Here is a 21,222-nt window from a genome sequence, read left to right as displayed (position 1 = left end):
TCGGAGATGCCCCCGCACCGGCGGCTGAAGCCGCAGCAACAACCACGGGAAGCCTCGCAAACTGCGCGAGGCTGGTCGGCTCGGCAGCCGGTTCCGGGCTCTCCGGAGGACGCTCCCTTTGTGTTCGACTCAGGATAACCCTTCGAGGGGCGGCGTCGCCCGTCCGGTTCGTCCGTCTGTCCCCTGTCCCCTGTGGAAGGAATCGCATCCTGGCGGGTACGCGGGTGGACGGATTGGCCGCCGCGCTGCATTCTGTCATTCCCCACCCTCGTGAACACCACGCCGAGAGCTTCGATGCGCCGAATCGCCCTGCTCGCCAGTCTCCTGCTCGCCCTGCCGGCCGCGTTGGCGGCGCAGCCGCACACCTACACCCGCGCCGACTCGCTGCGCGGCTCCATCGGCCCCGGGCGGGCGTGGTGGGACGCGGCGTTCTACGACCTGCACGTGAAGGTGAGCCCCGCCGACAGCAGCATCAGCGGCTGGAACGGCATCACCTACCGCGTGCTGCAGCCGGGGCGCGAGATGCAGATCGACCTGCAGATGCCGCTGGTGGCCGACAGCATCGTGCAGGACGGCCGCCGCCTGGCCTTCCGCCGCGACGGCAACGCCTTCTTCGTGGCCATGCCCCAGCAGGCGGCGGGGACCACGCGGACGCTGCGCTTCTACTACCACGGCAGGCCGCGCGTGGCCACGCACGCGCCGTGGGACGGGGGATTCGTGTGGGGCGCCGACAGCACGCGCACGCCCTGGATCGCCACGGCGGTGCAGGGGCTGGGCGCCAGCGCGTGGTGGCCCAACAAGGACACCCAGGCGGACGAGCCGGACAGCCAGCGCGTCGCCATCACCGTGCCGCGCGGCATCTCCGACGTGTCCAACGGCCGGCTGCGCTCCACGCGCCAGAACGCGGACGGGACGGCGACGTTCGAGTGGTTCGTCGCCAATCCCATCAACAACTACGACGTGGCGGTGAACGCGGCCGCCTACGCGCACTTCAGCGACAGCTACGCGGGCGAGGGCGGCAACCTGACGCTCGACTTCTGGCCGCTGGCGTACCACGAATCCGTGGCCCGGCGGCAGTTCCAGCAGGTGAAGCCCATGCTGAAGTGCTTCGAGCACTGGTTCGGGCCCTATCCCTGGTACGCCGACGGCTACAAGCTGGTGGAAACGCCGCACCTGGGGATGGAGCACCAGAGCGCGGTGGCGTACGGCAACCACTACCTGAACGGCTACCTGGGGCGCGACCTGTCGCAGACGGGGCTGGGGCTGCAGTGGGACTTCATCATCGTGCACGAGAGCGCGCACGAGTGGTGGGGGAACAACATCACCAGCACCGACCTGGCCGACATGTGGGTGCACGAGTCGTTCGCCAACTACGCCGAGGGGCTGTACACCGAGTGCCAGCAGGGGAAGGAGGCCGGCGCGAAGTACGTGATCGGCACCCGCGCGGCGATCCAGAACGACGAGCCCATCATCCCCGCCTTCGGGGTGAACGCCGAGGGCTCGGGCGACATGTACTACAAGGGCGGCAACCTGCTGCACACCCTCCGGCAGATCGTGGGCGACGACGAGAAGTGGCGGGGGATTTTGCGCGGCCTGAACTCCACCTTCCGCCACCAGACGGTCACGGGGATACAGGTGCGCGAGTACATCAGCCGCCAGTCAGGGATCGACTTCTCCCGCGTCTTCCAGCAGTACCTGGAGACGACGAAGATCCCGGTGCTGGAGTATCAGCTCGGCGGCTCCAGCCTCCGGTATCGCTGGGCCAACGTAGTCCCCGGCTTCGACATGCCGGTGAAGGTGCGGATCACCGGCGACGCGTGGACGATGCTTCGGCCGACGACGGAGTGGCAGACCGCGCCCGCCTCGGCCGGCACCGCCGCGGCCTTCGCCGTGGACCCCAACTTCTACGTCGAAGCGCGCGACCTGAACTCGGCGGCGGCGAAGTAGCAGAGAAGGGCCGTCATGATCGACGTCCTTGACGGTTCGGCAAAGTTTCGGTTATCGTGGCTGGGAGAGTCCTTCATCTGCTAACGGAGATCACCTTGGGCGAGCGCAGCAAGATCGAGTGGACCGATTCCACCTGGAACCCGGTGACCGGCTGCACCAAGGTGTCAGCAGGCTGCGACAACTGCTATGCGCATACGCTCGCCCATGTCCGGCTCGCTTCGGTATACCTCAAGCAGCCGCCCGCGCTGCCGACGCTGGAAAACGAGATCGATCCGTTCGCGGTTCGCCTCTGGCCCTCCCGCCTGAGCGATCCTGCGCGATGGAAGGACCCGCGGATGATCTTCGTGAACAGCATGTCCGACCTGTTCCACGTCGACGTGCCCGACGCGTACGTCCGCCAGATCTTCGAGGTGATGCTGAAGGAGGATCGGCACATCTACCAGGTCCTGACCAAGCGCCCGGCGCGCGCGGTGAGGTGGTTCAAGCTGAACCGGGATCTCTTCCCCGAAGGAGAGATCCCGTCGCACATCTGGATGGGCACGAGCGTGGAGCAGCAGGAAGTCGCCTTTCGCATCGCGCAGCTACGCGGGTTGCCTGCTCAGGTGCGATTCCTCTCCTGTGAGCCGTTGATTGGCGCCCTTGATCTCGATGGGCTGCTGTCAGGAATCCAGTGGGTTATCGCTGGTGGCGAAAGTGGAGCCAACTATCGGCCGATGCAGCCGGCATGGGCGGCGCTGGTCCGCGACCGATGCGAGGCAGCCGGTGTGGCATTCTTCTTCAAGCAGTGGGGCGGGCGCACGTCCAAGGCTGGCGGCCGAATTTTGGAGGACAGGACGTGGGACGGAATGCCAGCGCTACTCAGCCGGCATTCCGCCGACCTCTTGGCGGTCGGATAGAACGGCTGATCCGAACGCACAACCATCCAAGCTACGTCATCTCAGATAAACCCTAACTGGCTTTCTCTCCCTTCCCACTTCGCGAGGTTGTCAGCCACAGGGTGATTTGTTGCGAACAACATCTGGTAAAGCCGGTGATTACCGGCTCGCTTCACCTCGCGCGCACGGCTGACGTGCTTCCACCCGAGACCGCGTAGACCTTGCATGTAAAGGTCTTCAAGTTCCTTCCTGCACCTCTCTCGATCTCGATCGGTCACTCGCCGCTCAACTACGGCCCGCCACTCGTCAGTTCCGTAGAAGCGTGTCAGCGCAGCTGCAGTTGGTTCCAGCTTGACACGATCCCAGGCCATCATCCGGATCACAGCCATGTCAAGCGGGAACAGCAGGTAGAGGTCTACACTTTCGTGACCTTGAGATCTCAGCGCCTTAACAGTTTCCCATGGCAGCTGACCGGGGTTCTCGGGATCAGCAAACACGAACACGTAGGCGCGCGGGTGAATGCGCGCGAGAATCCTCGGAACCGCCTCGTTTGCATCGCCCTGGATCAGCTCGATGCGGTTTTGCGGCACACGGCACCGCCGCGTGGCGCAGAGCTTCTCGATATTCTCCGCGAGTGCCTGCGCGTGCTCAGGAAACAGGTTTACCAACGTTGCATCGGTGAATGCAACGCTCTGTGAGTCCTCCGCGCCGATGCTCAGCGCCCGCAAGGCAGATCCCTCATGGACTCTCCCTTCCTCATCCCTGAAGTACCCTTGTCCGGCAAACAGATCGACGTAGTGTCGTGAGACTTTGGATCGCGTTGCAAGGAGGGCAGGAGGAAGGAAACGGTTCAGGAACTCCAGCTTCTGGAGAGCATGCCGCCCATTTCTGCGCTCCCGCCCTTGTACTCTGACGGGAGGCATTTCAGGAATTTTGAACAGGGATAGCCGATCTCGATCCGTCATGGCATATCTCTCCAGAATATCACAAGCCTGCCATGGTCCGGAAGAATTCGAATAAATTGTGAAATGGTGAGCTAGTCAACGCCCGTTCAGGCTCACTCCTCCGGCGGCCTTCGCTGGGTGGCGATGCGGATGAGGGCGGCCACGCCGATCCAGAAGATGAAGAAGGCGATGGGCCACGCCAGCCAGCTGGGATACAGGAAGCCGACGGCGGAGACGAGGAAGAGGAGCATCGCCACGATGAGGATCCACCCGATGTCCTCGGCGCCGATCAGGCGCTCGCCGATCAGGGCGCGGACCAGCACCGAGCCCGCGCGCGCCAGGCGCCCCATCAACCGACCCAACTCCGTTCCGCGGTAGGAGCGCGCGCGGGCCTCGCGGGCCTTCTTGCGGCCGGGCTTGTGCTCGTCGTGCGGGTCCTCCACCAGCACGCGCTCGGCCGAGCGGCGGTCGCGGTACGGCGAGCGGGAGACGCGCGAGCTCAGCAGCTTGATCTCCACCGAGCTGGCCAGGTCGGTCTCGAACAGCGCCTCCATCTCCGCCGCGAAGTGGCGATCCGTCACCGCCACATCCAGCTCCCAGTTCCCCAGCAGCGACGCCAGGTTCTGGTTGCTGCTCCCCACCCGCGACCACACGCCGTCGGCCACGGCCGTCTTGGCGTGGATCATGGGCCCCTCCCACTCGAAGATCCGCACCCCCGCCTCCAGCAGCGGACGGTACCCCGCGCGGCTCATCCCCCCCACGATGGGCCAGTTGTTGAACGCGGGGAGGAGCACCCGCACGTCCACCCCGTCGCGCGCGGCCGACGCGAGTGCTTCCGCCATCGCGGGGGGGACGAGGAAGTACGGATCGGTGATCCACAGCCGCTGCTCCACCGCCAGCGTCAGGAACTGCGACAGGCGGTAGATGCGCGACTTCGCCGGAACCCCCTCCACCACGCGCACGGAAACGTCGCCCGCGGGCTTGATGCGCCCGGGGTCGGGAACCTCGTCGGCCGGGAGCGGGCGGCCGGCGCGGGCCCAGGTGCGCGAGAAGGTGAGGTCGAGCGCGGCGGCCACGGGGCCGCGGAACTCGGCGCCGGTGTCGCGCCACGCGGGAATGCCGCGCTCCGGGTCGCCCGCCCACTCGTCGCCGATGCACATCCCCGCCACCGAGGCCCATCCGCCGTCCACCGCCACGATCTTGCGGTGGTCGCGGCGCAGGAAGCCGAGCGGGTTGGTGGCGCGCGGCGGCTGGAAGAAGCGGATCTCCACCCCCGCGTCGCGGAAGGGCTTGAAGAAGCGCCGCGGCGTGGCCCAGCACCCCATCCAGTCGAACAGCGCCCGCACCTTCACCCCGTCGCGCGCGCGGTCGCACAGCGCCTCGCGGAAGCGCAGCCCCGTGCGGTCGTTGCGGATGATGTAGTTCTCCAGGTGGATCCACTCGCGGGCGCCCTCGATGGCCGCCAGCCACGCGGGGAACGCCTGGGGGCCGTCCACCAGCAGCCGCGCCGTGTTCCCGCGCACCTGCGGCCCGTCCGACGCCCGCTCCATGGCGCGCTCGGCGTAGCGCACCAGCGTCCGCACCGCCACCGAGTTCCCCTGCGGCGGCGGCATGCGGTGGTGCACGTACACGGGCGACGACGGCGGGGGGACGGTCTCGCTCACGACCTCGGGAAGGTGCGGGAGTGCGGAAGTGCGGGAGTGCGCTGCCGGTACGGGCAGGCGCGCGGCGCTTTCCGAATATGGAAACGAACGGATGGAGAGGGAAGCAACGTCCGCGCCGCAGGTGCTACGCGCCCGGCACGCGGCGCAGCGTGGACAGCGCCTGGCCGGCGTAGCCGCCGCCGAAGAGGGTGACGTGGACGAGGAGATAGTAGAGCTGGTAGATGCCGCGCCGTGCCTCGCGATAGCCGGGGCGCAGCGGCCAAGCCTCCTCGTACGCGGCGTGGAAGGCGGCATCGAAGCCGCCGAACAGCTCCGTCATCGCCAGGTCGGCTTCGCGGTGGCCGCGATACACCGCGGGGTCGATGAGCGCCGGATCGCCCGCCGCGGAAAGGACGTTGCCGCCCCACAGGTCGCCGTGCAGCAGCGACGGGCCGTCTTCCTCCGCCTCCGCCAGCAGCGCGGGGAGGCGGTCGAAGAGGCGGTCCCACTCGCGGCGCGGGCCGGTGTCGCGGCCGGCATCCGCGGCTTGGCGGAACTGGGGGACGAGACGGCGGTCGCGCCAGAACCCGGACCACGACGCGGCCGGCGCGTTCTCCTGCGGGAGCGAGCCGATCCAGTTCGGCGCCTCCCATCCCCATCCGCCGGGGGATCTCGCGCGATGGAGCGCCGCCAGCCCGCGCCCCAGCCGCTCGCCGAAGCCGCGGCCGCGCGGGCCCGGCTCCAGCCACTCCAGCGCGATCCACGCGTCGCCGATGGCGAGCACGGCGGGGATGCGGAGCGCGTCGCCCGCGGCGGCGCGGAGGGCGCGCAGGCCGTCCGCCTCCGCGGCGAACATCCCGGCAGGGGCTTCGGGATGATGCTTCAGGAAGACGGGGCCGTCCGCCGTCTCCAGGCGATACGCCTCGCTGATGCACCCGCCACCGACCGGGGTGACGGAGCGAATCGCACCGACCTGCCGCGCGACCGAGGCGCGGACCGCGTCGGGCAGGCTCACCGCAGCCCGCGCTCGGCGGCGATGTGGGCCAGCAACCCCGCGCAGCCGCGCTCCACGATGTCGTGCACGTCCTCGAATCCGCGCGGGCCGCCGTAGTACGGGTCGGGCACGTCGAGCGAGTCCGCGCCCGCCTCGAACTCGCGCAGCTGCCGCACCTCCGCCGTGCCGCCCGCCGACCGGTGCAGCTCGTCCAGCGCGGCGCGGTTGTCGGCGTCCATGGCGATCACGTAGTCGAAGCGCCGCAGGTCCGCGGCGATCACCTTCCGGCTCGCGCCCGCCACCTCGATGCCGCGGCGGCGGGCCGTCTCGGCGCTGCGCCGGTCCGGCGGCGAGCCGCGGTGCCACCCCGACGTCCCCGCCGAGTCGATCTCGAAGCGGTCCGTCCATCCCCGCTCGTCCACCAGGTGCCGGAACACCGCCTCCGCCAGCGGCGACCGACAGATGTTGCCCAGGCACACGAACAGCACGCGGATCGGCTGCCACGTCCCGTCGTCCACCAGCTTCAGCTGATCCATCGTCCTCGTCCGATGTTCATCGCCTCGCGTCCATCCATGTCGCGGGACGCATGCGCAACGTGCAGGCCCGTCATCCGTTTGAGATGATTGAGGAATGCACCATCACTTGTCCAAGCGCGACATCAAACAGGACGTCATCCTGAGTCGAACACCGCCGCTGCGCGCGACCACGATGGATGAAAGGGAGGCGTCCTCCGGAGCCGGAACCAGCTTTCGACCCGAACAGCCTCGCGCAGTTTGCGAGGCTTCCCGTAGTTGTTGCTGCGGCTTCAGCCGCCGGTGAGGGGTGCAGCCCCCGAACTTTCTATTCAGGCCGGCCACGCCGCAACCAGAACCCGCGCAACCGCTTGCAGGCCGAAGGATCTATCGCCGGACCAGCACGTCAGCCGGGGAATCGCCGCGATCGTTCTCGATCTCCCGTCGACCGGCGACGGCCCCCACCTGCGTGAATCGCAGAATCACGTGCTCGGCGAGCATGGATCCTTCGGCCTGCAACGTTCTGCGTGAACGCCGGTTACGGCGTGGGCGGCCTCAGGATGACGTCCTTTTTGCGCTCGCGATTCCAGGCAATTCCATCTCATCGGCAGACGAAAAGGGCGCGCCCGCCAGGCCGGCGGGCGCGCCCCCATCTCCATCTTCCGAAAACGCTTCAGCCGCGATGCATGGGGCGGATGGAGCGCAGGACGAGGCCCACGCCGCCGCAGAGGAGCACGAGCATCATCAGCAGCGCGAACAGCGGCGTATGCTGGAAGTATACGTTCAGGTTGGCGATGACCCCGGCGCCGATGATCACCACGCCGACCAGGATCAGCAGCTTGGCCAGGAGCGACGCCCCGTCGTAGAAGAGCATCCCGATCCCCAGCATCAGCGGGATCAGCGACAGCCCGAAGCCGCTGTAGCCCCAGATCTGCCACGCGCCGCTGGCCACCGTCACACGGCTGGTGAGCAGGTACGCGCCCGCCGCCGCCATCGCCACGCCCACGAAGAAGGTGGCCACACCGCCCTCGGTGCCCCCCGCCCCGCGCCGCTCGTGCGCCGAGATCTGCTCTTCCATCGCCCTATCGCTCCGTCAGGAGAAAATCATCGCGCCGCCGGTCGCCGGCGCGCTCGTCGTCCAAACCAACCCTTCGTCGGCCGGTCCGGCGAGATTCCGCAGACCATTCCGCCACAGGCGCTTACGATACGAACATATGGCGCCCGCCGTTTCACGCGTGCGGTTTCGGCATGGCGGTTGCCCCTGTGTGGCCGAACCTTCTTCGAAAGGACAGCCCCATGCACGGAATCCTCTGGTGGATCCTGGTCGGCCTGATCGCCGGCGTTCTGGCGTCGGTGGTGATGGGCGGGATCGGGTACGGCATCATCGGCGACATCATCGTGGGCATCGTGGGCGCGTTCATCGGCGGCTGGCTGCTGAGCACCCTCGGCGTGGGCACCCCGTTCGGCGGGCTCGCGGGCCAGATCTTCGTCGCCTTCATCGGCGCCATCGTGCTGCTCTTCCTCATCCGCCTGCTCGCGGGCGCGGGACGGCGACGCTATCCCTGATCATCGTCCCGATCCCTCTCCGTCCCTTCTCCCTGGAATGCGGGGGAGGAGGGACGGTGTTGCGTCCCCCCCCCGCGGCCTTACGGCTTGGCTCCGCATTCGGGGCAGAACTTGGCCGACGTGGGGATCTCCGCCTCGCAGCTGCCGCAGGTGCGCGTGAGCGACACGGGCGTGCCGCACTCCGGGCAGAACTTGCCCTTTCCCACCGGCGCGCCGCAGTCCCGGCAGCTTACCACCCGGTCGGTGAGGTCCGCCTGGCTGACGGTGGCCTGCGCGTACGCCTCCTCGCGGGCGCGGTTCAGCTTGGCCTCGCGGCGGATGGCGGAGAGCTCCGCGTCCAGCCGCGGCACGCATACCGTGCACACCCCCTCGTCCTCGTTCCAGCAGTTGTCGCAGTAGTGGTTGGCGCACCGCGCGCAGCGGTGAAAGTGCTCGCGCGCCGCCCCCACCGCCTTGCGCAGCGCCTCGTCGCGCGCCTTGCTCCACCCCGCGCCGCGCAGGTTGCTCACGGCGTTGCGCGCGGTGCCGAAGAACCCGCCGAACAGCCCGTCCGCCGCGCCCAGCAGGCTTTCCGCCGTCCCCGCCGCGTAGCGGTCGAACGGCGAGCGCCACGACTCGTGGCAGTGCTCGCAGTAGAACTCGAACTGGAAGCCGGTGTCGGTGGACAGGTCGTTGTAGTTGTCGCTGAACTGGATCTCGCTCATCGGAACGGACCTCGGGAGGGGAGTGGAGATGGATGGGAGATGCGGATCGCGGCGCGGTGGGGTCGCCACGGAAAGACTTTGGAGAGATGAAGATACAAACGCTCCCCCGCCCCTACAAGTCGGCGGGAGATGGCCCCGGCGGACGCCGCGTATCCATCAGCCGGGATCGCGATGGCCTCGCCGCCAGTCGCGCATGGTGACGGCCCACGACGCCAGCATGTACCACGCGGGAAAGATGAGCGACGCGAGCAGCCACGTCCGCACCGGCGTTACGATGTCGAGCAGCACGAGCACGAGCACCGCGGACCAGAGCGCCGCGCCCACCGTGGTCCCCCGGTTCAGCAGGCCGGGCTGCGAGGGATACAGGTACTTGGCGGGGATGAACGTCAGCACCGCGAGCCCGAGCAGCACCGCGAGCGCCGCGTCCGGCGAGGGGCGGAGATAGTGGAGATAGAGGGCGACGACATTCCAGTACGACGGGAAGCCGCGGAAGTAGCCGTCGTCCGTCTTCGCGTCCGCCTGCGAGAACCCGTACGCGCTGGCGAGCAGGGGGATGAGCAGCCACGGCGCCTGCTCCGGCCGCAGCACGCCGCTGCGCCAGACCAGCAGCAGCGGCAGCGAGGTGTAGGTGTGGAAGTCGGTGATGTCGTCCAGCCGCCGCCCGTCGAAGCCGGGGAGGACGCGCTTCACCTCCACCGCCCGCGCCAGCGCCCCGTCGCTCGCGTCGATGACGGTCGCCACCAGCAGCAGCAGGAACGCCGCGCGCAGGCTCGCCGCGTCGCCGCGCACCAGCAGCACCGCCACCACGCCGGCGATCGCCAGCCCCAGCGCCGTGTAGAAGTGCACGCCCCACGCGAGCAGCGCCCGCGCCCTCACCATCGCCGGATCGAGATCAGGAAGCGCCTCCCCGTTCGGGAGATCGGAAGGTGTGCGGCGACGCCCGGCTGGACGAGCGCAGGGAGATGGCGGGCGGCGGTGCGGCGTCAGGCCGTGCCGTGCCCTGTCAGCTGCCGCCCGCCGATCACGTGCACGTGGAGATGCGCCACCGTCTGCCCGCCGTGCGCGCCGGTGTTGATCACCGTGCGGTAGCCGCTCTCGGCCACGCCCTCGTGCCGCGCCACGTCGCGCGCCGCCAGCAGCAGCGCCCCCGCCAGCTGCCCGTCCCCATCCTCCAGCGCGGCGATGGAATCCACGTGGCGGCGGGGGATGACCAGCACGTGCGTGGGCGCGGCAGGGTTGATGTCGCGGATGGCGATCCAGTCGCCGCCCTCCAGCACGCGCTGCGACGGGATCTCGCCCGCCACGATCCTGCAGAAGATGCAGTCGCTCATCGCTCGTACGCCGGTTTCGGTGTGTCGAATGGTTCGATGCCCGAAAGTGCGGCCCGCGCCGACCCTCCACAAGCCCGCCGGCGCCGCTCAGCTCCGCTCGATGAGCTCGACGCGGTTGCCGAACGGGTCGGAGACGTACGCGCGCTCGCACCCCTCCAGCGGCTCCGCGTCCGCGATCTCGCACCCGGCCGCCCGGCACGCCTCCAGCATCGCCGCGAGCCCGTGCACGCTCAGCGCGGGGTGCGCCTTGCGCGCCGGGCGGAAGTCGTCCTCCACGCCCAGGTGCACCTCCGCCGCGCCGGCGGTGAACCACACGCCGCCGCGCGCCGCGAGCACCGCCGGCTTCGCCGCCTCCGCCATCCCCAGCACGCCGGCGTAGAAGGCGCGCGCCCGCTCCTCGCCGCCGCGCGGCATCGCCAGCTGCACGTGGTCCAGCCCCACGATCCCGCTCATCCGGTCACCTTCTTCATCTTCCGGAAACACGAAGCCCGCCCGCCACGATCGCGTGGAGAGCGGGCAGGAATGCGGCCCGGCAAGCAGCTACCGCTTCAGCTTAGAGCCGGGCGGCGGCGGCAGATACGTGACGCCCTCGGCCGTCAGCCGGCGGCGCATGTCGTCGGAGAGCTCGATGCGCTCGAGGCGAATGGCCGCACCCTCGGGAGAGACGACGACGGACCGGATGCGCGGAGTGTTCTCGGCCGGACGGGGCTCGATCATCTGTATGCCTCGTGTACGTAGGAGGTGATTCCGCTGCACGCATCAACGATAATCTTCTGCAGCTCGTTTGTGAAGAACGTCCGCTCGTTCGAGTCCAGGTACACCACCGCCGCGACCGCACGCCCCGCGCCGGCGACCGGCACCGCCATCCATGCCCGGCGGTCCGGGGCGAGCTGGCGCGCATCCTCCTCCGTGTAGGCATACTCGCGCACCAGCTCGCCCAGGAATTGCTCGTAGTGCTCGTTCTGGCGCGACGCGGCGAACGCAATCTTCTCTCGCACGGCTCTGCCGATCACCCCGGCGCGGATCGAGAACCGCCGCCCGGGGCCGCCTCCATCGCCGCCAAGGTATGGCAGCAGCTGTTCCAGCTCCTCGGCCGCCCGTCCTTTCGCCACCGGCGGGACGATCCGGTGGATGGTGATCCGCAGGCGTCCGTGCTCGTGCGGACCGACGGCGGCTCGCGCGCTGACGAGGCCGTAGAGCACATACAGCGCCCCCAGCAACCCGTCGTAGTCGTCGCGGCGCTTCTGCTCGCGGTCCTGCGCGTGGGCGTGCAGCACCCTCACGATGCTGGCGGCGGCGAGCCAGCCGATCGCCCCGACCAGCAGCCAGCCGAGGGTGCGCTTGCCGGGGTCGCGCAGGTTGATGTACGCGGTAACGCCGGCGGTCACCACCGGCGGCACGATCGCCAGCAGCTCGACCACCGTCTTGCGCTCGTAGAATCGCGGCCGCCGCCGGCCCGGGATCGTCGTCATCAGGGAAAATGAATGGCGGACATGATCCATCGCCCAACGCGGGCGAGAATCATATCCACCGACCCCGATGACCGACAGGCGCACAAAGTGAGCGCAAATCGATCCTACTCCGCCACCGCGGGGACGCCTGGTTCAGGCGCGTCCCCGCCCCGGGCTCAGTCGCGCGCGCCGGGCGGGAGCGGCTCGAACTCGGCGCCGCCGCTCCCCGCGGAGCCGAACTTGGGCGCGGCGATCCCGTGCTCGTCGACGGTGAAGGGCGGGTTCTCTTCCGCCGTTCCGCCGGGCGCCGCGTGGGCGTCGCCGTAGCGGGCCGGATCGGCCAGGAACTTCTCGCGGCAGGCTTCCGAGCAGAAGTAGTGCGTGTGGTCGCCGTGCTGGACGCGGATGGCGGTGTCGGTATCCACCTCCATCCCGCAGACCGGATCGCGTGCGGTGGCCATGCTTCCTCCTCGCGTTGCAGGTTCGGCCAGAATCGCTGCATCGTTCGCGCCCCGTGCACCGAGACACGAAGCGGCGCCGGAAATCCCGGCGCCGCCTCGCATCTCCTATCGTCCCCAACCCGGAATCCCTTCACCCCACGGGGCGCAGGAGCGCGCTCCACCACTCCTCTTCCTCGTCCACCCGCTCCACGCGGAAGCCGGCGGCCTCGGCATCGCGGACCACGTCGGAGGATTCGGCGCGGAGGATGCCGCTGACGATCAGCCGCCCCTCCGCATCCCCGCCGAGCGCGCCGCGCAGCGCCGGGAGGAGCGGGCGGATGACACCGCTCAGGATGTTGGCGAGCACGAGGTCGAACCGTCCCAGCTCCCGCAGCAGCGCGTCGTCCGCCAGCGCCTCGACCAGGCGGACGCGGCCGTCGACGCCGTTCCGCTCGAAGTTCTCGCGGGCGTTGAGGTTGGCGTCGGGGTCGTATTCCACCGCCACCGCCTCGCGCGCGCCCAGCCGCACGGCGGCGATCGCGAGGATGCCGGAGCCGGAGCCCACGTCCAGCACCCGGTCGCCCCCGCGCAGCGCGCCGTCCAGCAGGCGCAGGCAGCCGCGCGTGGTGGCGTGCTCGCCGGTGCCGAACGCCATCTGCGGATCGACATCGAGCACCACCTGCCCGGGCGCGGCGTCCCACTCCGTCCACGTCGGCTTGACGACGATGCGGTCCGTCACCTGGCGCGGGGCCAGGCCGCGCTTCCAGTCCGCCGCCCAGTCCTCGTCCTCCTGCCACCGCCACTCGATCTCCAGCGGCGTCTCGTCCGGGAGCCACGACGCCAGCTGCTCGCGCGCCTCGGCCGCGAAGGCGTCGGGGTCGTCCGGCGGGAGGAGGTAGGTGATGGAGGCGCCGCCCTTCTCCTCGACCGCGGCGCCGCCCAGCGCGAGCAGGCCGTCGGCGACCAGCCCCGCCATCTCGGGCGAGGGGCCGCGGACGGCCAGCACCAGCCATCTGCGCGGATCGATCACGCGGCGAACGCGTCCTTCACGCGCTCCCAGAAGCCCTTCTGCCCGCCCTGCGCGGGGGCGGGGCCCTCGATCTCGGCCAGCTTGCGGAAGAGCTCCTGCTGCTCGGGCGAGAGCTCGGTGGGCGTCCACACGTGGATGCGCACGTGCTGGTCGCCGCGGCCGCCGCCGCCCAGGTGCGGAAGGCCCTTGCCGCGCAGCGTCAGCACGTCGCCGCCCTGCACGCCGCCGGGAACGCGCACCTTCTCGTCGCCGTACACGGTGGGGACGTCGACCTCCTGCCCCAGCGCCGCCTGGCTGAACGAGACGGGAAGGTCGTAGAAGAGGTCGGAGCCGTCGCGCACGAAGCGCGCGTCGTCCTCCACCTCGATCACCACCAGCACGTCGCCGCGGGGGCCGCCGCGCGGGCCGGCGTTGCCCATCCCGCGCACCGTCAGGTACTGGTCGGTGCTCACGCCGGCGGGGATCTCCACCTCCAGCGTCTGCTCGCCGCGCTCGCGCCCGTCGCCGTGGCACTTCTTGCACGGGTTGCGGATCGTCTTCCCCTCGCCGCCGCAGGTGGGGCACACGGAGGCGGAGACGAACTGGCCGAAGACGCTCCTCTGCACGCGGCGGATCTGCCCCGTTCCCTGGCAGCTCTCGCAGGTCACCGGGCCGCCGCTGTCGGCCGAGCCCGAGCCCTGGCACTGCGAGCAGGGGTCCAGCGCCTTCACCTTCAGCGTCTTCTTCACCCCCGTGGCCACCTCGGCCAGCGTCATGCGGAGGCGCACCTGCAGGTCCTTCCCCTTCTGCGCCCCGCCGCGCCGCCGCGCGCCGCCGCCGAACAGGTCCTCGAAGCCGCCGAACCCGCCGAAGTCGCGCATGAAGATGTTCAGCGCGTCCTCGAAGCCGAAGCCGCCGCCGAACCCTCCGGCGCCGCCCGCCGCCGCGCCGCGCTTCACCCCCGCGTGGCCGAAGCGGTCGTACAGGGAGCGCTTCTCGCCGTCGCGCAGCACCTCGTACGCCTCGGTGGCCTCCTTGAACTTCTCCTCGGCCTCCTTGTCGCCGCCGTTGCGGTCGGGGTGGTACTGCAGCGCCAGCTTGCGGTAGGCCTTCTTCACCACCTCGCCGTCGGCGTCCTTCGCCACGCCCAGGATCTCGTAGTAGTCTCTCATGCCTCTATCGTCATCAAACGGCGTCAGCCCAGGAAGTCGGAGATCAGGTTCGACGTGCTCTCGACCAGCGCGATCACGCGGTCGTACGGCATGCGCGTGGGGCCGATCACCCCGATCACGCCCTTCAGGCCGCCGGAGCGGTATTCGGAGGTCACCACGGTGAAGTCGGAGAGCGCGGGGTCGCCATGCTCCACCCCGATGGTCACCTGCAGCCCGCCCTCGCCGCGGCGGCCCAGCACGTCCTTCAGCAGGTCGCGCCGCTCGGTCAGCTCGATCAGCCCGCGCAGCCGCTGCCCGCTGCTGAACTCGGGCTGCTCCGCGAGGACCGACGCGCGGCCGAGATGGACGTCATGCTCCGGGGGGACGGGGCCCACGAAAAGCTCCTCCGCGCCCTGCACGAACACATTCAGCAGCTCGGCGGCGCCGGGCGTCTCGGCCGGGGCCGAGTCGCGCAGGCGGTCGGCCAGCGTGGCGCGGATCTCCCGGAGCGCCAGCCCGCCCAGCCGCTCGTTCAGGATGCGCGCGACCGAGGCCAGCGTCTGCGGCGGGATGGCCGCGGGAACGTCGACGTAGATGGTGCGCACCCCCGCGCCGCGCAGGGTGAGCACGAGCAGCACCTTGGCCTCGTGGACGGTGACCAGGTCCAGCCGCTCGAGGGTGGCCTGGTCCAGCCGGGGGGCGATGGCCACGCCCAGCTCCTGCGTCAGCAGCCCCAGCACCTGTGCGGCGCGGCGCAGCAGGTGCTCGACCGCGGCCTCGCCGCCGCCCTCCAGCTCGCGGCGGATGGCGGTGCGCTCCACCTCGCTCACCGGCTGGCGGCGCATCAGCGAGTCCACGTACAGCCGGTAGGCCAGGTCGGTGGGCACGCGGCCGGCGGAGGTGTGGGGGTGGTACAGATACCCCTTCTCCTCCAGGTCGCTCATGGTGTTGCGCACCGTGGCGGGCGAGATCCCCAGCCGGAAGCGCCGCGCAACCACGCGGCTGCCGGCCGGCTCGGCGGTCTCCACGTAGGTGCGGATGACCGCCTCCAGGATCGCGTGCTCGCGCTCGGTGAGGGGCTCTTCGGGCATATCGGCGTCGCGGAGAAACTGCGGGCACAAACCTGTAGAATCTGCCGCCGCTTCCGTGGGGCGTCAATGCCGGAAGCGGGCGTTCCCCTTGCCGCTGCGTCACTTGGGCGCGCCGGACCCCGCTCCGCACCCGCCACCGCTCACCCGCAAGATCCGGTGCCGCCGCGGTGCGCCGTTCCGGCCGGAAGCGCCGCCGCCGCGGCGGGATCACCGCGCGGCGGCTGTCATCCGTGCAGGCAGCGCTCCCGGCGCGCGGCCGCTACCGTGCGAGGACCGGCGCCTGGCGAGCGGCAGGCGCGGCGCGCTTCTCCGCGGCAGAGGCCATCTCCACGGCCAGGCGGTCGAGGAGGAGCCAGCCGTCGGCGGTGAGCTTCAGGGCGTCGTCCTCCACCCGCGCCCATCCCTGGCGCACCCAGGTCTCGGCGAGGCGGCGCTCGGCATCTCCCGCGTCCCCAAGCGGCCAGCCGCGGTCGGTGCGGAGATGGAGCCAGGCGCGCTCCAGCCCCGCCGTCTCCTCGTCCACCGTCTCCTCACCGTCTGTCGGCAGGCGGTGCTCGTCGAGGAGCATCGCCCGGTATGCGTCCCAGCCGCGCACATTCCAGCGGCGCAGCGGGGGATGGAACGCGTGGGCGCCGGGGCCGAGCGCGGCGTACGGGGCGCCCGTCCAGTAGACGAAGTTGTGGCGCGAGCGGCGGCCGGGGAGCCCGAAGTTGGAGACCTCGTAGTGCTCGAAGCCGGCGGCGGTCAGCCGCTCGTGCGCCAGCAGGTACTCGTCGGCGTAGCGGTCCTCGTCGGCCAGTGTCTCGCGCCCCTCGCTCACCCAGCGGCCCAGCGGCGCGGCGGCCTCGGCGGTCAGGCCGTAGAGCGAGACGTGCTCGGGCTCCAGCGCCAGCGCGTGGAAAAGGTCGGCGCCCCAGTCGCGGCCCAGGCGGGACGGGAGCCCAAAGATGAGGTCGACGCTGACGCTGCCGAAGCCCGCCGCGCGCGCGGCCTCCACCGCGCGGCGGGGGCCGTCCACGCCGTGCATCCGCCCCATCCAGCGCAGCGCCGGCTCGTGGAAGGTCTGCGCGCCCAGCGAGATGCGGTTCACGCCGGCGTCGCGCCAGGCGCGGGCGGTCTCGGCGGTGAAGCTCTCGGGGTTCGCCTCGCAGGTCCACTCGGCGGAATCGTTCCAGACGGCGAACGGCTCCAGACGGCGACGCAACTCCGCCATCGCGTCCGGCCGCAGCAGCGACGGGGTGCCGCCGCCGAGGTAGACGGTGTCGAGCGCCAAAGGCGTGCTCCACCCGCGCTCCTCGGCCAGGAGCCGCATCTCCATCGCGACCGCGTCGAGCCAATCGTCCGTCGGCGCCTCGCGAGTGGCCTGCACGGCGAAGTCGCAGTACGAGCAACGGCGCACGCAGAACGGCACGTGCACGTACAGCGAGCGGGGCCGGTCGTCCGGCCCCGCCGTGTCTGCATCCGCGCGGGGATGCGAAGCGGTCGCGTCGAGAATGCTCATCCGGCGGGTGGTACACCGGAGCGCGGGCGGGGTGCGGCGGGGCCCAGATATTGTCGAAAATGCGCCTCAAGCCGCGGCTCCAACGGCACGCAGTCCGCCTTCGCGGACTTCAACTGCGGGCTACGGTTGACGCAGCCCATCACCAAGCCAGGCGAACGCCGCCGCCGCGCCCATCCCGGGATGCGTACATCGCGCGATGAAGCGGACGATGAACGAATGTGGAGTCCGCGGAGGCGGACTGTGTGCCGTTGTAGCCGCGAGTTCACTCGCATTTTCGAGGTGGCAGGACCCGCATCGATCTCGTCCCGCACCGAATCACCCCATCATGTCGACGCCCGATTGCACCACTCCCATCATGTCGACGCCCGATGCACCGTCTCGCCATCGACTATCGTGAGCACGCACGTCATCTCCCGCACCTCGTCCGGCCCGCACTCCAGCGGGTCGCGGTCCCAGGCGACGAGGTCGGCGTCGTAGCCGGGGAGGAGGCGGCCGGTGCGGTTGGCGACGCCCGCGGCGTGCGCGGGACCTTCGGTGTACGCGCGGAGCGCCGCTTCAGCGGAGATGGCGTGCTCGGGAAACCATTCCCCGTCCGGCGCGCCGTTCCAGCCGACGCGCTTCACGGCGGCGAAGAGGCCGAGGCGCGGATCGACCGTTTCCACGGGGACGTCGGAGCCGAACGCGAGCGTCATCCCCGCGCGCTGGACGGCGGCGAACGGGTAGGCGCCGTGCGAGCGCTCGTGCCCCCAGTGCGTCTCGGCTGCGGGGATGTCGGTCATCAGGTGGACGGGCTGCATCGACGCCACGAGCCCCGAGCGGCCGGCGCGCTCCCACAGGTCCGCCGGGCAGAGCTGCAGATGCTCGATCCGGTGCGGCATCGTCCGCGGCGGCGCGACCGAGCCGAGGACGTCGATCGCCAGTTCCACCGCCGCGTCGCCGATGGCGTGCACGGTGCTGGCGATCCCCGCCGCGGCCGCGCGGGCCACGTGCGCGCGGAACTCGTCCGGCGGCAGCGTGTTGATCCCCACCCCGCCGCTGCCGATGTACGGCTCGCGCATCCACGCCGTGCGCGAGCCCAGCGCGCCGTCCAGGAACATCTTCACCCCGCCGATCCGCAGCCAGCCGCCGCCAAAGCCGCTGCGGAGCCCCGTCTCGATCGCCGCGGAGAGGCGCGGGAGGGGGATCGCCTGCAGCACGCGCAGCCGCAGCGCGTCCTCCTCCGCCAGCGCGGAGAAATCCTCCAGCCCCGTCACCTCCACCGAGTGCACGCCGGTGAGGCCCAGGCGGTGCACCTCGCGCTGCGCCGCCAGCAGCGCGCCGCGGCGCTCGGCGGGCGACTCGGGGGGGAGATGGCGCTCGGCCAGCGTCATCGCCGTCTCCAGCAGCACGCCGGTGGGCCGGCCGTCGTGATCGCGCACGATGCGGCCGCCCTCGGGGTCCGGCGTGTCGCCGGTGATGCCGCACATCTCCAGCGCCCGGTTGTTCAGCCATGCGCCGTGGATGTCGTGGCTCTGGAAGTAGCACGGCCGCGCCGGGCAGACGGCGTCCAGCTCCTCCGCGCTCGGCAGCCGCCCCCAGCGATGCACGTCCCACCCGATCCCGCGCAGCCACCCGTCGCCCGCCGCCGCCGCGCGGCCGATCATCTCCAGCGCGGCGTGCAGCGTGGGCGCGGCGTTCAGGTCCACGCGCCGCAGCGAGAGCCCGTACGTGGTCAGGTGCACGTGCGCGTCGGTGAGCCCCGGCGTGACGGTCGCGTCGCGCAGGTCCTCCACGCGCGCCCCGGCGCCCGCCATCCCCCGCACCTCGTCGAACCCGCCAATCGCGGCGATGCACCCCCCGCGCACCAGCACGGCCTCGACGGCCGGATGGTCACCCAGCACGTGGATGCGCCGGGCGCGAACGATCAGGTCGGGCGGAAGCGCGGGAGACGGCATGCAATTGCGGATGAAGGAGATGGAGATGGAGATCAGGGAGACGAGGGGCGGAAGATCGGCAGATGGGAGATGGGGCGCAACGGAGAGAAGAAGCTTCCGCACGGTGGGATGGCATCCTGCCCGCCTGGCTTCCCCCTTCGCCCGCTCCGCTGGGCAGGGGAGAACAAATCGAGGAGGCACCATCGGCTCGGAGCCGCCACGATGGCGCCGCGCGAGTCCGCGAAGGCGGACTTCGGGCCGTTGTTGCCGCGAATTCATTCGCCCTTCCCGCCCGGCGAGGCTCCGTACCCCGGTTTTCCACCCCGACGATTTGTCGGCTTCTGATACGAGTGGTGTAGCAATTGCGTCCCGGCGCGCAGCCCCAAGCCGTTGCTCCCCAACTGCTTACGTGGCGGCACGGAGGGTCGCCGGCGAACGGGGGCGGGTTGCGAAGTCGCGGCGCGGCAACGACATTGGCGCCTCTTCCGGACCGGTGGGGGGAATGGAATACGAATACATCGACACGCCCGGGCGGCTTCGCGAGGTGGTGGACCAGCTGCGGAACGAGCCGCTGCTGGGCGCCGACACCGAGGCCGCCGGCTATCACCGCTACTTCGACCGCCTGAGCCTGGTGCAGCTCTCGTCGCGGGAGCGCAACTACCTGGTCGACCCGCAGGCGGTGACGGACCTGTCGCCGCTGGGCGACCTGTTCGCGGACGAGGGGATCGAGAAGATCTTCCACGACGCCGACTACGACGTCCGCATCCTGGACCGCGACGCCGGGCTGGCCATCGCCAACCTCTTCGACACCCAGGTGGCCGCCGCCTTCCTGGGCGAGCGGCAGCTGGGGCTGGGGAACATCGCCGAGAAGTACCTGGGGCTGAAGCTTCCCAAGGAGCACCAGCGCGCCGACTGGGGCGAGCGCCCGCTGACCGAGGGGATGAAGGAGTACGCGGCCACCGACACCGCGCACCTCCCCGAGCTCCGCGACCGCCTGCGCCAGGAGCTGGTCACCATCGGCCGGCTGCACTGGGCCGAGGAGGAGTTCCGCCGCCGCGAGCAGACGCGCTGGACCGAGCCCGACGAGAACGCCCGCGAGTCGTGGATGAAGGTGAAGGGCGCGCGCGACCTGCAGCCGCGCGGGCTGGCCGTGCTGCGCGAGCTGTACGAGTGGCGCGAGGGCGTGGCCCGCGAGCTGGACCGCGCCACCTTCCGCGTCCTGGGCAACCAGGCGCTGATCGAGATGGCGATGGCGCCGCCGCGCAACTTCGCCGCGCTGAAGGGCGTCACCGGCCTCAGCGACGGCCTGGCCCAGCGGCGCGGGCGCGACATCCTGGCCGCCGTGTCGAAGGCGATGGAGATCGCCGACGACGAGCTGCCGCGCTGGCCGCGCTCGCCGCGCTGGGAGCGCGACGTGGAGCTGGAGGCGCGGGTGGAGTCGCTGAAGAACGCGCGCAACCGCCGCGCCGACGAGCTGGGGCTGGACCCCGGCTTCGTGATGTCGCGCGCGCAGCTCGAGGAGGTGGCCCGGGCGCGGCCCCGCACCACCGAGGAGCTGGCCGCAGTCACCGGCGTGCGCCGCTGGCAGGTGGAGGCGGTGGGCGACGCGCTGCTGAAGGGGATGCGGTAGATTCCAGGCGATTCGGGAACCGATACGGGATAGCTGAAGATGAACGACTCGGGGACTTCGGGGGACACGGCCACGGCGGAGATGCCGCGCGAGGTGGCGGACCGCGCCGGGCGCGCCTGGGTGGCGGTGCCGGTGGAGAGCAAGGTGGCGCACCTGAAGGCGGGCGCGGTGCTCGGCTTCCGCCCGGCCGGCGAGCCGGATGCGGAGCCCATCCGCACCACGGTAGAGTTCAACTCCTTCCGCGCGGCCGAGTTCGCCATCCGCACCATGAGCGACAAGGAGATCGGCCGCCGGCTGGAGTGGGCGAAGACGGACGCCGGCATCCACTGATCTGACGAGAAGAAAAGAAAGTCTCACACGGAGGGACCGGAGGAAACGGAGGGGGATCGGACGTGCACCGGCCTCCCTCCGTTCCCTCTGCGTGATCCCCCGTCCGTTGACCGACTTACCTGATGCGCGAAGCCGCGGAGGACCGGTGACGGTGCCTTCGCGGCTTCGCGTTTTCGGGAGATGACGGTCG

22 protein-coding genes are annotated in these 21,222 nt (G+C 70.5%); 5 read left to right on the top strand and 17 right to left on the bottom strand.

Features of this window, described 5'->3' with window-relative positions; all coding sequences use genetic code 11:
• The first annotated feature begins 294 nt into the window (after positions 1–294).
• Complete coding sequence (locus VLK66_RS15695) at positions 295–1,947, top strand: M1 family metallopeptidase (RefSeq protein WP_325310391.1); 1,653 nt, start codon at positions 295–297, stop codon at positions 1,945–1,947.
• 95 nt (positions 1,948–2,042) lie between these two features.
• On the top strand, positions 2,043–2,843 hold the full coding sequence (locus VLK66_RS15690) for a phage Gp37/Gp68 family protein (RefSeq protein WP_325310390.1): 801 nt from the start codon (positions 2,043–2,045) through the stop codon (positions 2,841–2,843).
• A gap of 41 nt (positions 2,844–2,884) precedes the next feature.
• Here VLK66_RS15690 and tcmP read toward each other — a convergent pair whose 3' ends face one another.
• The 5 genes from tcmP to VLK66_RS15665 form a co-directional block, all read right to left on the bottom strand.
• Positions 2,885–3,787, bottom strand: coding sequence for a three-Cys-motif partner protein TcmP (gene tcmP / locus VLK66_RS15685; RefSeq protein ID WP_325310389.1), 903 nt, complete (start codon positions 3,785–3,787; stop codon positions 2,885–2,887).
• Between the two features lie 92 nt (positions 3,788–3,879).
• Positions 3,880–5,430, bottom strand: a complete 1,551-nt coding sequence (locus VLK66_RS15680; protein WP_325310388.1) for a phospholipase D-like domain-containing protein — start codon at positions 5,428–5,430, stop codon at positions 3,880–3,882.
• A 124-nt stretch (positions 5,431–5,554) separates the two neighbouring features.
• A complete protein-coding gene (locus VLK66_RS15675; protein WP_325310387.1) occupies positions 5,555–6,424 on the bottom strand; it encodes a fructosamine kinase family protein in 870 nt (289 codons plus the stop codon).
• Positions 6,421–6,939 (bottom strand): low molecular weight protein-tyrosine-phosphatase, encoded by a 519-nt coding sequence (locus tag VLK66_RS15670; RefSeq protein WP_325310386.1) that lies wholly within the window; start codon positions 6,937–6,939, stop codon positions 6,421–6,423. The genes VLK66_RS15675 and VLK66_RS15670 overlap by 4 nt, the downstream gene beginning before the upstream one ends.
• Before the next feature lie 649 nt (positions 6,940–7,588).
• On the bottom strand, positions 7,589–7,993 hold the full coding sequence (locus tag VLK66_RS15665; protein WP_325310385.1) for a hypothetical protein: 405 nt from the start codon (positions 7,991–7,993) through the stop codon (positions 7,589–7,591).
• A gap of 218 nt (positions 7,994–8,211) precedes the next feature.
• Between VLK66_RS15665 and VLK66_RS15660 the strand changes: the two genes are divergently transcribed.
• Positions 8,212–8,481, top strand: coding sequence for a GlsB/YeaQ/YmgE family stress response membrane protein (locus VLK66_RS15660; RefSeq protein ID WP_325310384.1), 270 nt, complete (start codon positions 8,212–8,214; stop codon positions 8,479–8,481).
• Between the two features lie 80 nt (positions 8,482–8,561).
• On the opposite strand, the gene VLK66_RS15655 is transcribed toward VLK66_RS15660, so the two are convergent.
• The 12 genes from VLK66_RS15655 to VLK66_RS15600 all read right to left on the bottom strand — a co-directional run bounded on the left by VLK66_RS15655 (position 8,562) and on the right by VLK66_RS15600 (position 19,195).
• Positions 8,562–9,185 (bottom strand): zinc ribbon domain-containing protein, encoded by a 624-nt coding sequence (locus VLK66_RS15655; protein WP_325310383.1) that lies wholly within the window; start codon positions 9,183–9,185, stop codon positions 8,562–8,564.
• A gap of 156 nt (positions 9,186–9,341) precedes the next feature.
• A complete protein-coding gene (locus tag VLK66_RS15650) occupies positions 9,342–10,064 on the bottom strand; it encodes a hypothetical protein (protein WP_325310382.1) in 723 nt (240 codons plus the stop codon).
• 104 nt (positions 10,065–10,168) lie between these two features.
• Positions 10,169–10,516 carry a histidine triad nucleotide-binding protein gene (locus VLK66_RS15645; protein ID WP_325310381.1) on the bottom strand — a complete coding sequence of 116 codons (348 nt, stop codon included), beginning with the start codon at positions 10,514–10,516 and terminating at the stop codon, positions 10,169–10,171.
• An 87-nt stretch (positions 10,517–10,603) separates the two neighbouring features.
• Entirely contained in the window at positions 10,604–10,969 is a 366-nt protein-coding gene (locus tag VLK66_RS15640) for a VOC family protein (protein ID WP_325310380.1), read from the bottom strand.
• An 87-nt stretch (positions 10,970–11,056) separates the two neighbouring features.
• On the bottom strand, positions 11,057–11,233 hold the full coding sequence (locus tag VLK66_RS15635; protein ID WP_325310379.1) for a hypothetical protein: 177 nt from the start codon (positions 11,231–11,233) through the stop codon (positions 11,057–11,059).
• Complete coding sequence (locus VLK66_RS15630) at positions 11,230–11,988, bottom strand: hypothetical protein (protein ID WP_325310378.1); 759 nt, start codon at positions 11,986–11,988, stop codon at positions 11,230–11,232. The genes VLK66_RS15635 and VLK66_RS15630 overlap by 4 nt, the downstream gene beginning before the upstream one ends.
• Before the next feature lie 155 nt (positions 11,989–12,143).
• Positions 12,144–12,428 (bottom strand): YHS domain-containing protein, encoded by a 285-nt coding sequence (locus VLK66_RS15625; RefSeq protein WP_325310377.1) that lies wholly within the window; start codon positions 12,426–12,428, stop codon positions 12,144–12,146.
• Positions 12,429–12,558: 130 nt separating this feature from the next.
• Positions 12,559–13,437 carry a 50S ribosomal protein L11 methyltransferase gene (locus VLK66_RS15620; protein ID WP_325310376.1) on the bottom strand — a complete coding sequence of 293 codons (879 nt, stop codon included), beginning with the start codon at positions 13,435–13,437 and terminating at the stop codon, positions 12,559–12,561.
• Positions 13,434–14,588 (bottom strand): molecular chaperone DnaJ, encoded by a 1,155-nt coding sequence (gene dnaJ / locus VLK66_RS15615; RefSeq protein WP_325310375.1) that lies wholly within the window; start codon positions 14,586–14,588, stop codon positions 13,434–13,436. The genes VLK66_RS15620 and dnaJ overlap by 4 nt, the downstream gene beginning before the upstream one ends.
• Positions 14,589–14,611: 23 nt before the next feature.
• A complete protein-coding gene (gene hrcA / locus VLK66_RS15610; RefSeq protein WP_325310374.1) occupies positions 14,612–15,658 on the bottom strand; it encodes a heat-inducible transcriptional repressor HrcA in 1,047 nt (348 codons plus the stop codon).
• A gap of 259 nt (positions 15,659–15,917) precedes the next feature.
• A complete protein-coding gene (hemW, locus tag VLK66_RS15605; RefSeq protein WP_325310373.1) occupies positions 15,918–17,159 on the bottom strand; it encodes a radical SAM family heme chaperone HemW in 1,242 nt (413 codons plus the stop codon).
• Between the two features lie 353 nt (positions 17,160–17,512).
• Positions 17,513–19,195 (bottom strand): amidohydrolase, encoded by a 1,683-nt coding sequence (locus tag VLK66_RS15600; RefSeq protein WP_325310372.1) that lies wholly within the window; start codon positions 19,193–19,195, stop codon positions 17,513–17,515.
• Positions 19,196–19,574: 379 nt separating this feature from the next.
• Here VLK66_RS15600 and VLK66_RS15595 point away from each other — a divergent pair, with 379 nt between their 5' ends.
• Both VLK66_RS15595 and VLK66_RS15590 read left to right on the top strand, forming a co-directional pair.
• Positions 19,575–20,702, top strand: coding sequence for a ribonuclease D (locus VLK66_RS15595; protein ID WP_325310371.1), 1,128 nt, complete (start codon positions 19,575–19,577; stop codon positions 20,700–20,702).
• A gap of 39 nt (positions 20,703–20,741) precedes the next feature.
• Positions 20,742–21,032, top strand: coding sequence for a hypothetical protein (locus VLK66_RS15590; protein ID WP_325310370.1), 291 nt, complete (start codon positions 20,742–20,744; stop codon positions 21,030–21,032).
• The last annotated feature ends 190 nt before the right edge of the window (positions 21,033–21,222 follow it).

Source organism: Longimicrobium sp. (assembly GCF_035474595.1).
Classification (GTDB): Bacteria; Gemmatimonadota; Gemmatimonadetes; order Longimicrobiales; family Longimicrobiaceae; genus Longimicrobium.
The sequence above is the reverse complement of the archived record's forward strand: the minus strand, read 5'-3'. Positions and strand labels throughout refer to the sequence as shown.

Bases quoted from the DNA above. Each gene is read 5' to 3' on its own strand.
- VLK66_RS15695 (WP_325310391.1), top strand. From the start codon at position 295: ATGCGCCGAATCGCCCTGCTCGCCAGTCTCCTGCTCGCCCTGCCGGCC.
- tcmP (WP_325310389.1), bottom strand. From the start codon at position 3,787: ATGACGGATCGAGATCGGCTATCCCTGTTCAAAATTCCTGAAATGCCT.
- VLK66_RS15670 (WP_325310386.1), bottom strand. From the start codon at position 6,939: ATGGATCAGCTGAAGCTGGTGGACGACGGGACGTGGCAGCCGATCCGC.
- VLK66_RS15665 (WP_325310385.1), bottom strand. From the start codon at position 7,993: ATGGAAGAGCAGATCTCGGCGCACGAGCGGCGCGGGGCGGGGGGCACC.
- VLK66_RS15660 (WP_325310384.1), top strand. From the start codon at position 8,212: ATGCACGGAATCCTCTGGTGGATCCTGGTCGGCCTGATCGCCGGCGTT.
- VLK66_RS15655 (WP_325310383.1), bottom strand. From the start codon at position 9,185: ATGAGCGAGATCCAGTTCAGCGACAACTACAACGACCTGTCCACCGAC.
- VLK66_RS15650 (WP_325310382.1), bottom strand. From the start codon at position 10,064: ATGGTGAGGGCGCGGGCGCTGCTCGCGTGGGGCGTGCACTTCTACACG.
- VLK66_RS15645 (WP_325310381.1), bottom strand. From the start codon at position 10,516: ATGAGCGACTGCATCTTCTGCAGGATCGTGGCGGGCGAGATCCCGTCG.
- VLK66_RS15640 (WP_325310380.1), bottom strand. From the start codon at position 10,969: ATGAGCGGGATCGTGGGGCTGGACCACGTGCAGCTGGCGATGCCGCGC.
- VLK66_RS15635 (WP_325310379.1), bottom strand. From the start codon at position 11,233: ATGATCGAGCCCCGTCCGGCCGAGAACACTCCGCGCATCCGGTCCGTC.
- VLK66_RS15630 (WP_325310378.1), bottom strand. From the start codon at position 11,988: ATGACGACGATCCCGGGCCGGCGGCGGCCGCGATTCTACGAGCGCAAG.
- VLK66_RS15625 (WP_325310377.1), bottom strand. From the start codon at position 12,428: ATGGCCACCGCACGCGATCCGGTCTGCGGGATGGAGGTGGATACCGAC.
- dnaJ (WP_325310375.1), bottom strand. From the start codon at position 14,588: ATGAGAGACTACTACGAGATCCTGGGCGTGGCGAAGGACGCCGACGGC.
- hrcA (WP_325310374.1), bottom strand. From the start codon at position 15,658: ATGCCCGAAGAGCCCCTCACCGAGCGCGAGCACGCGATCCTGGAGGCG.
- hemW (WP_325310373.1), bottom strand. From the start codon at position 17,159: ATGAGCATTCTCGACGCGACCGCTTCGCATCCCCGCGCGGATGCAGAC.
- VLK66_RS15595 (WP_325310371.1), top strand. From the start codon at position 19,575: ATGGAATACGAATACATCGACACGCCCGGGCGGCTTCGCGAGGTGGTG.
- VLK66_RS15590 (WP_325310370.1), top strand. From the start codon at position 20,742: ATGAACGACTCGGGGACTTCGGGGGACACGGCCACGGCGGAGATGCCG.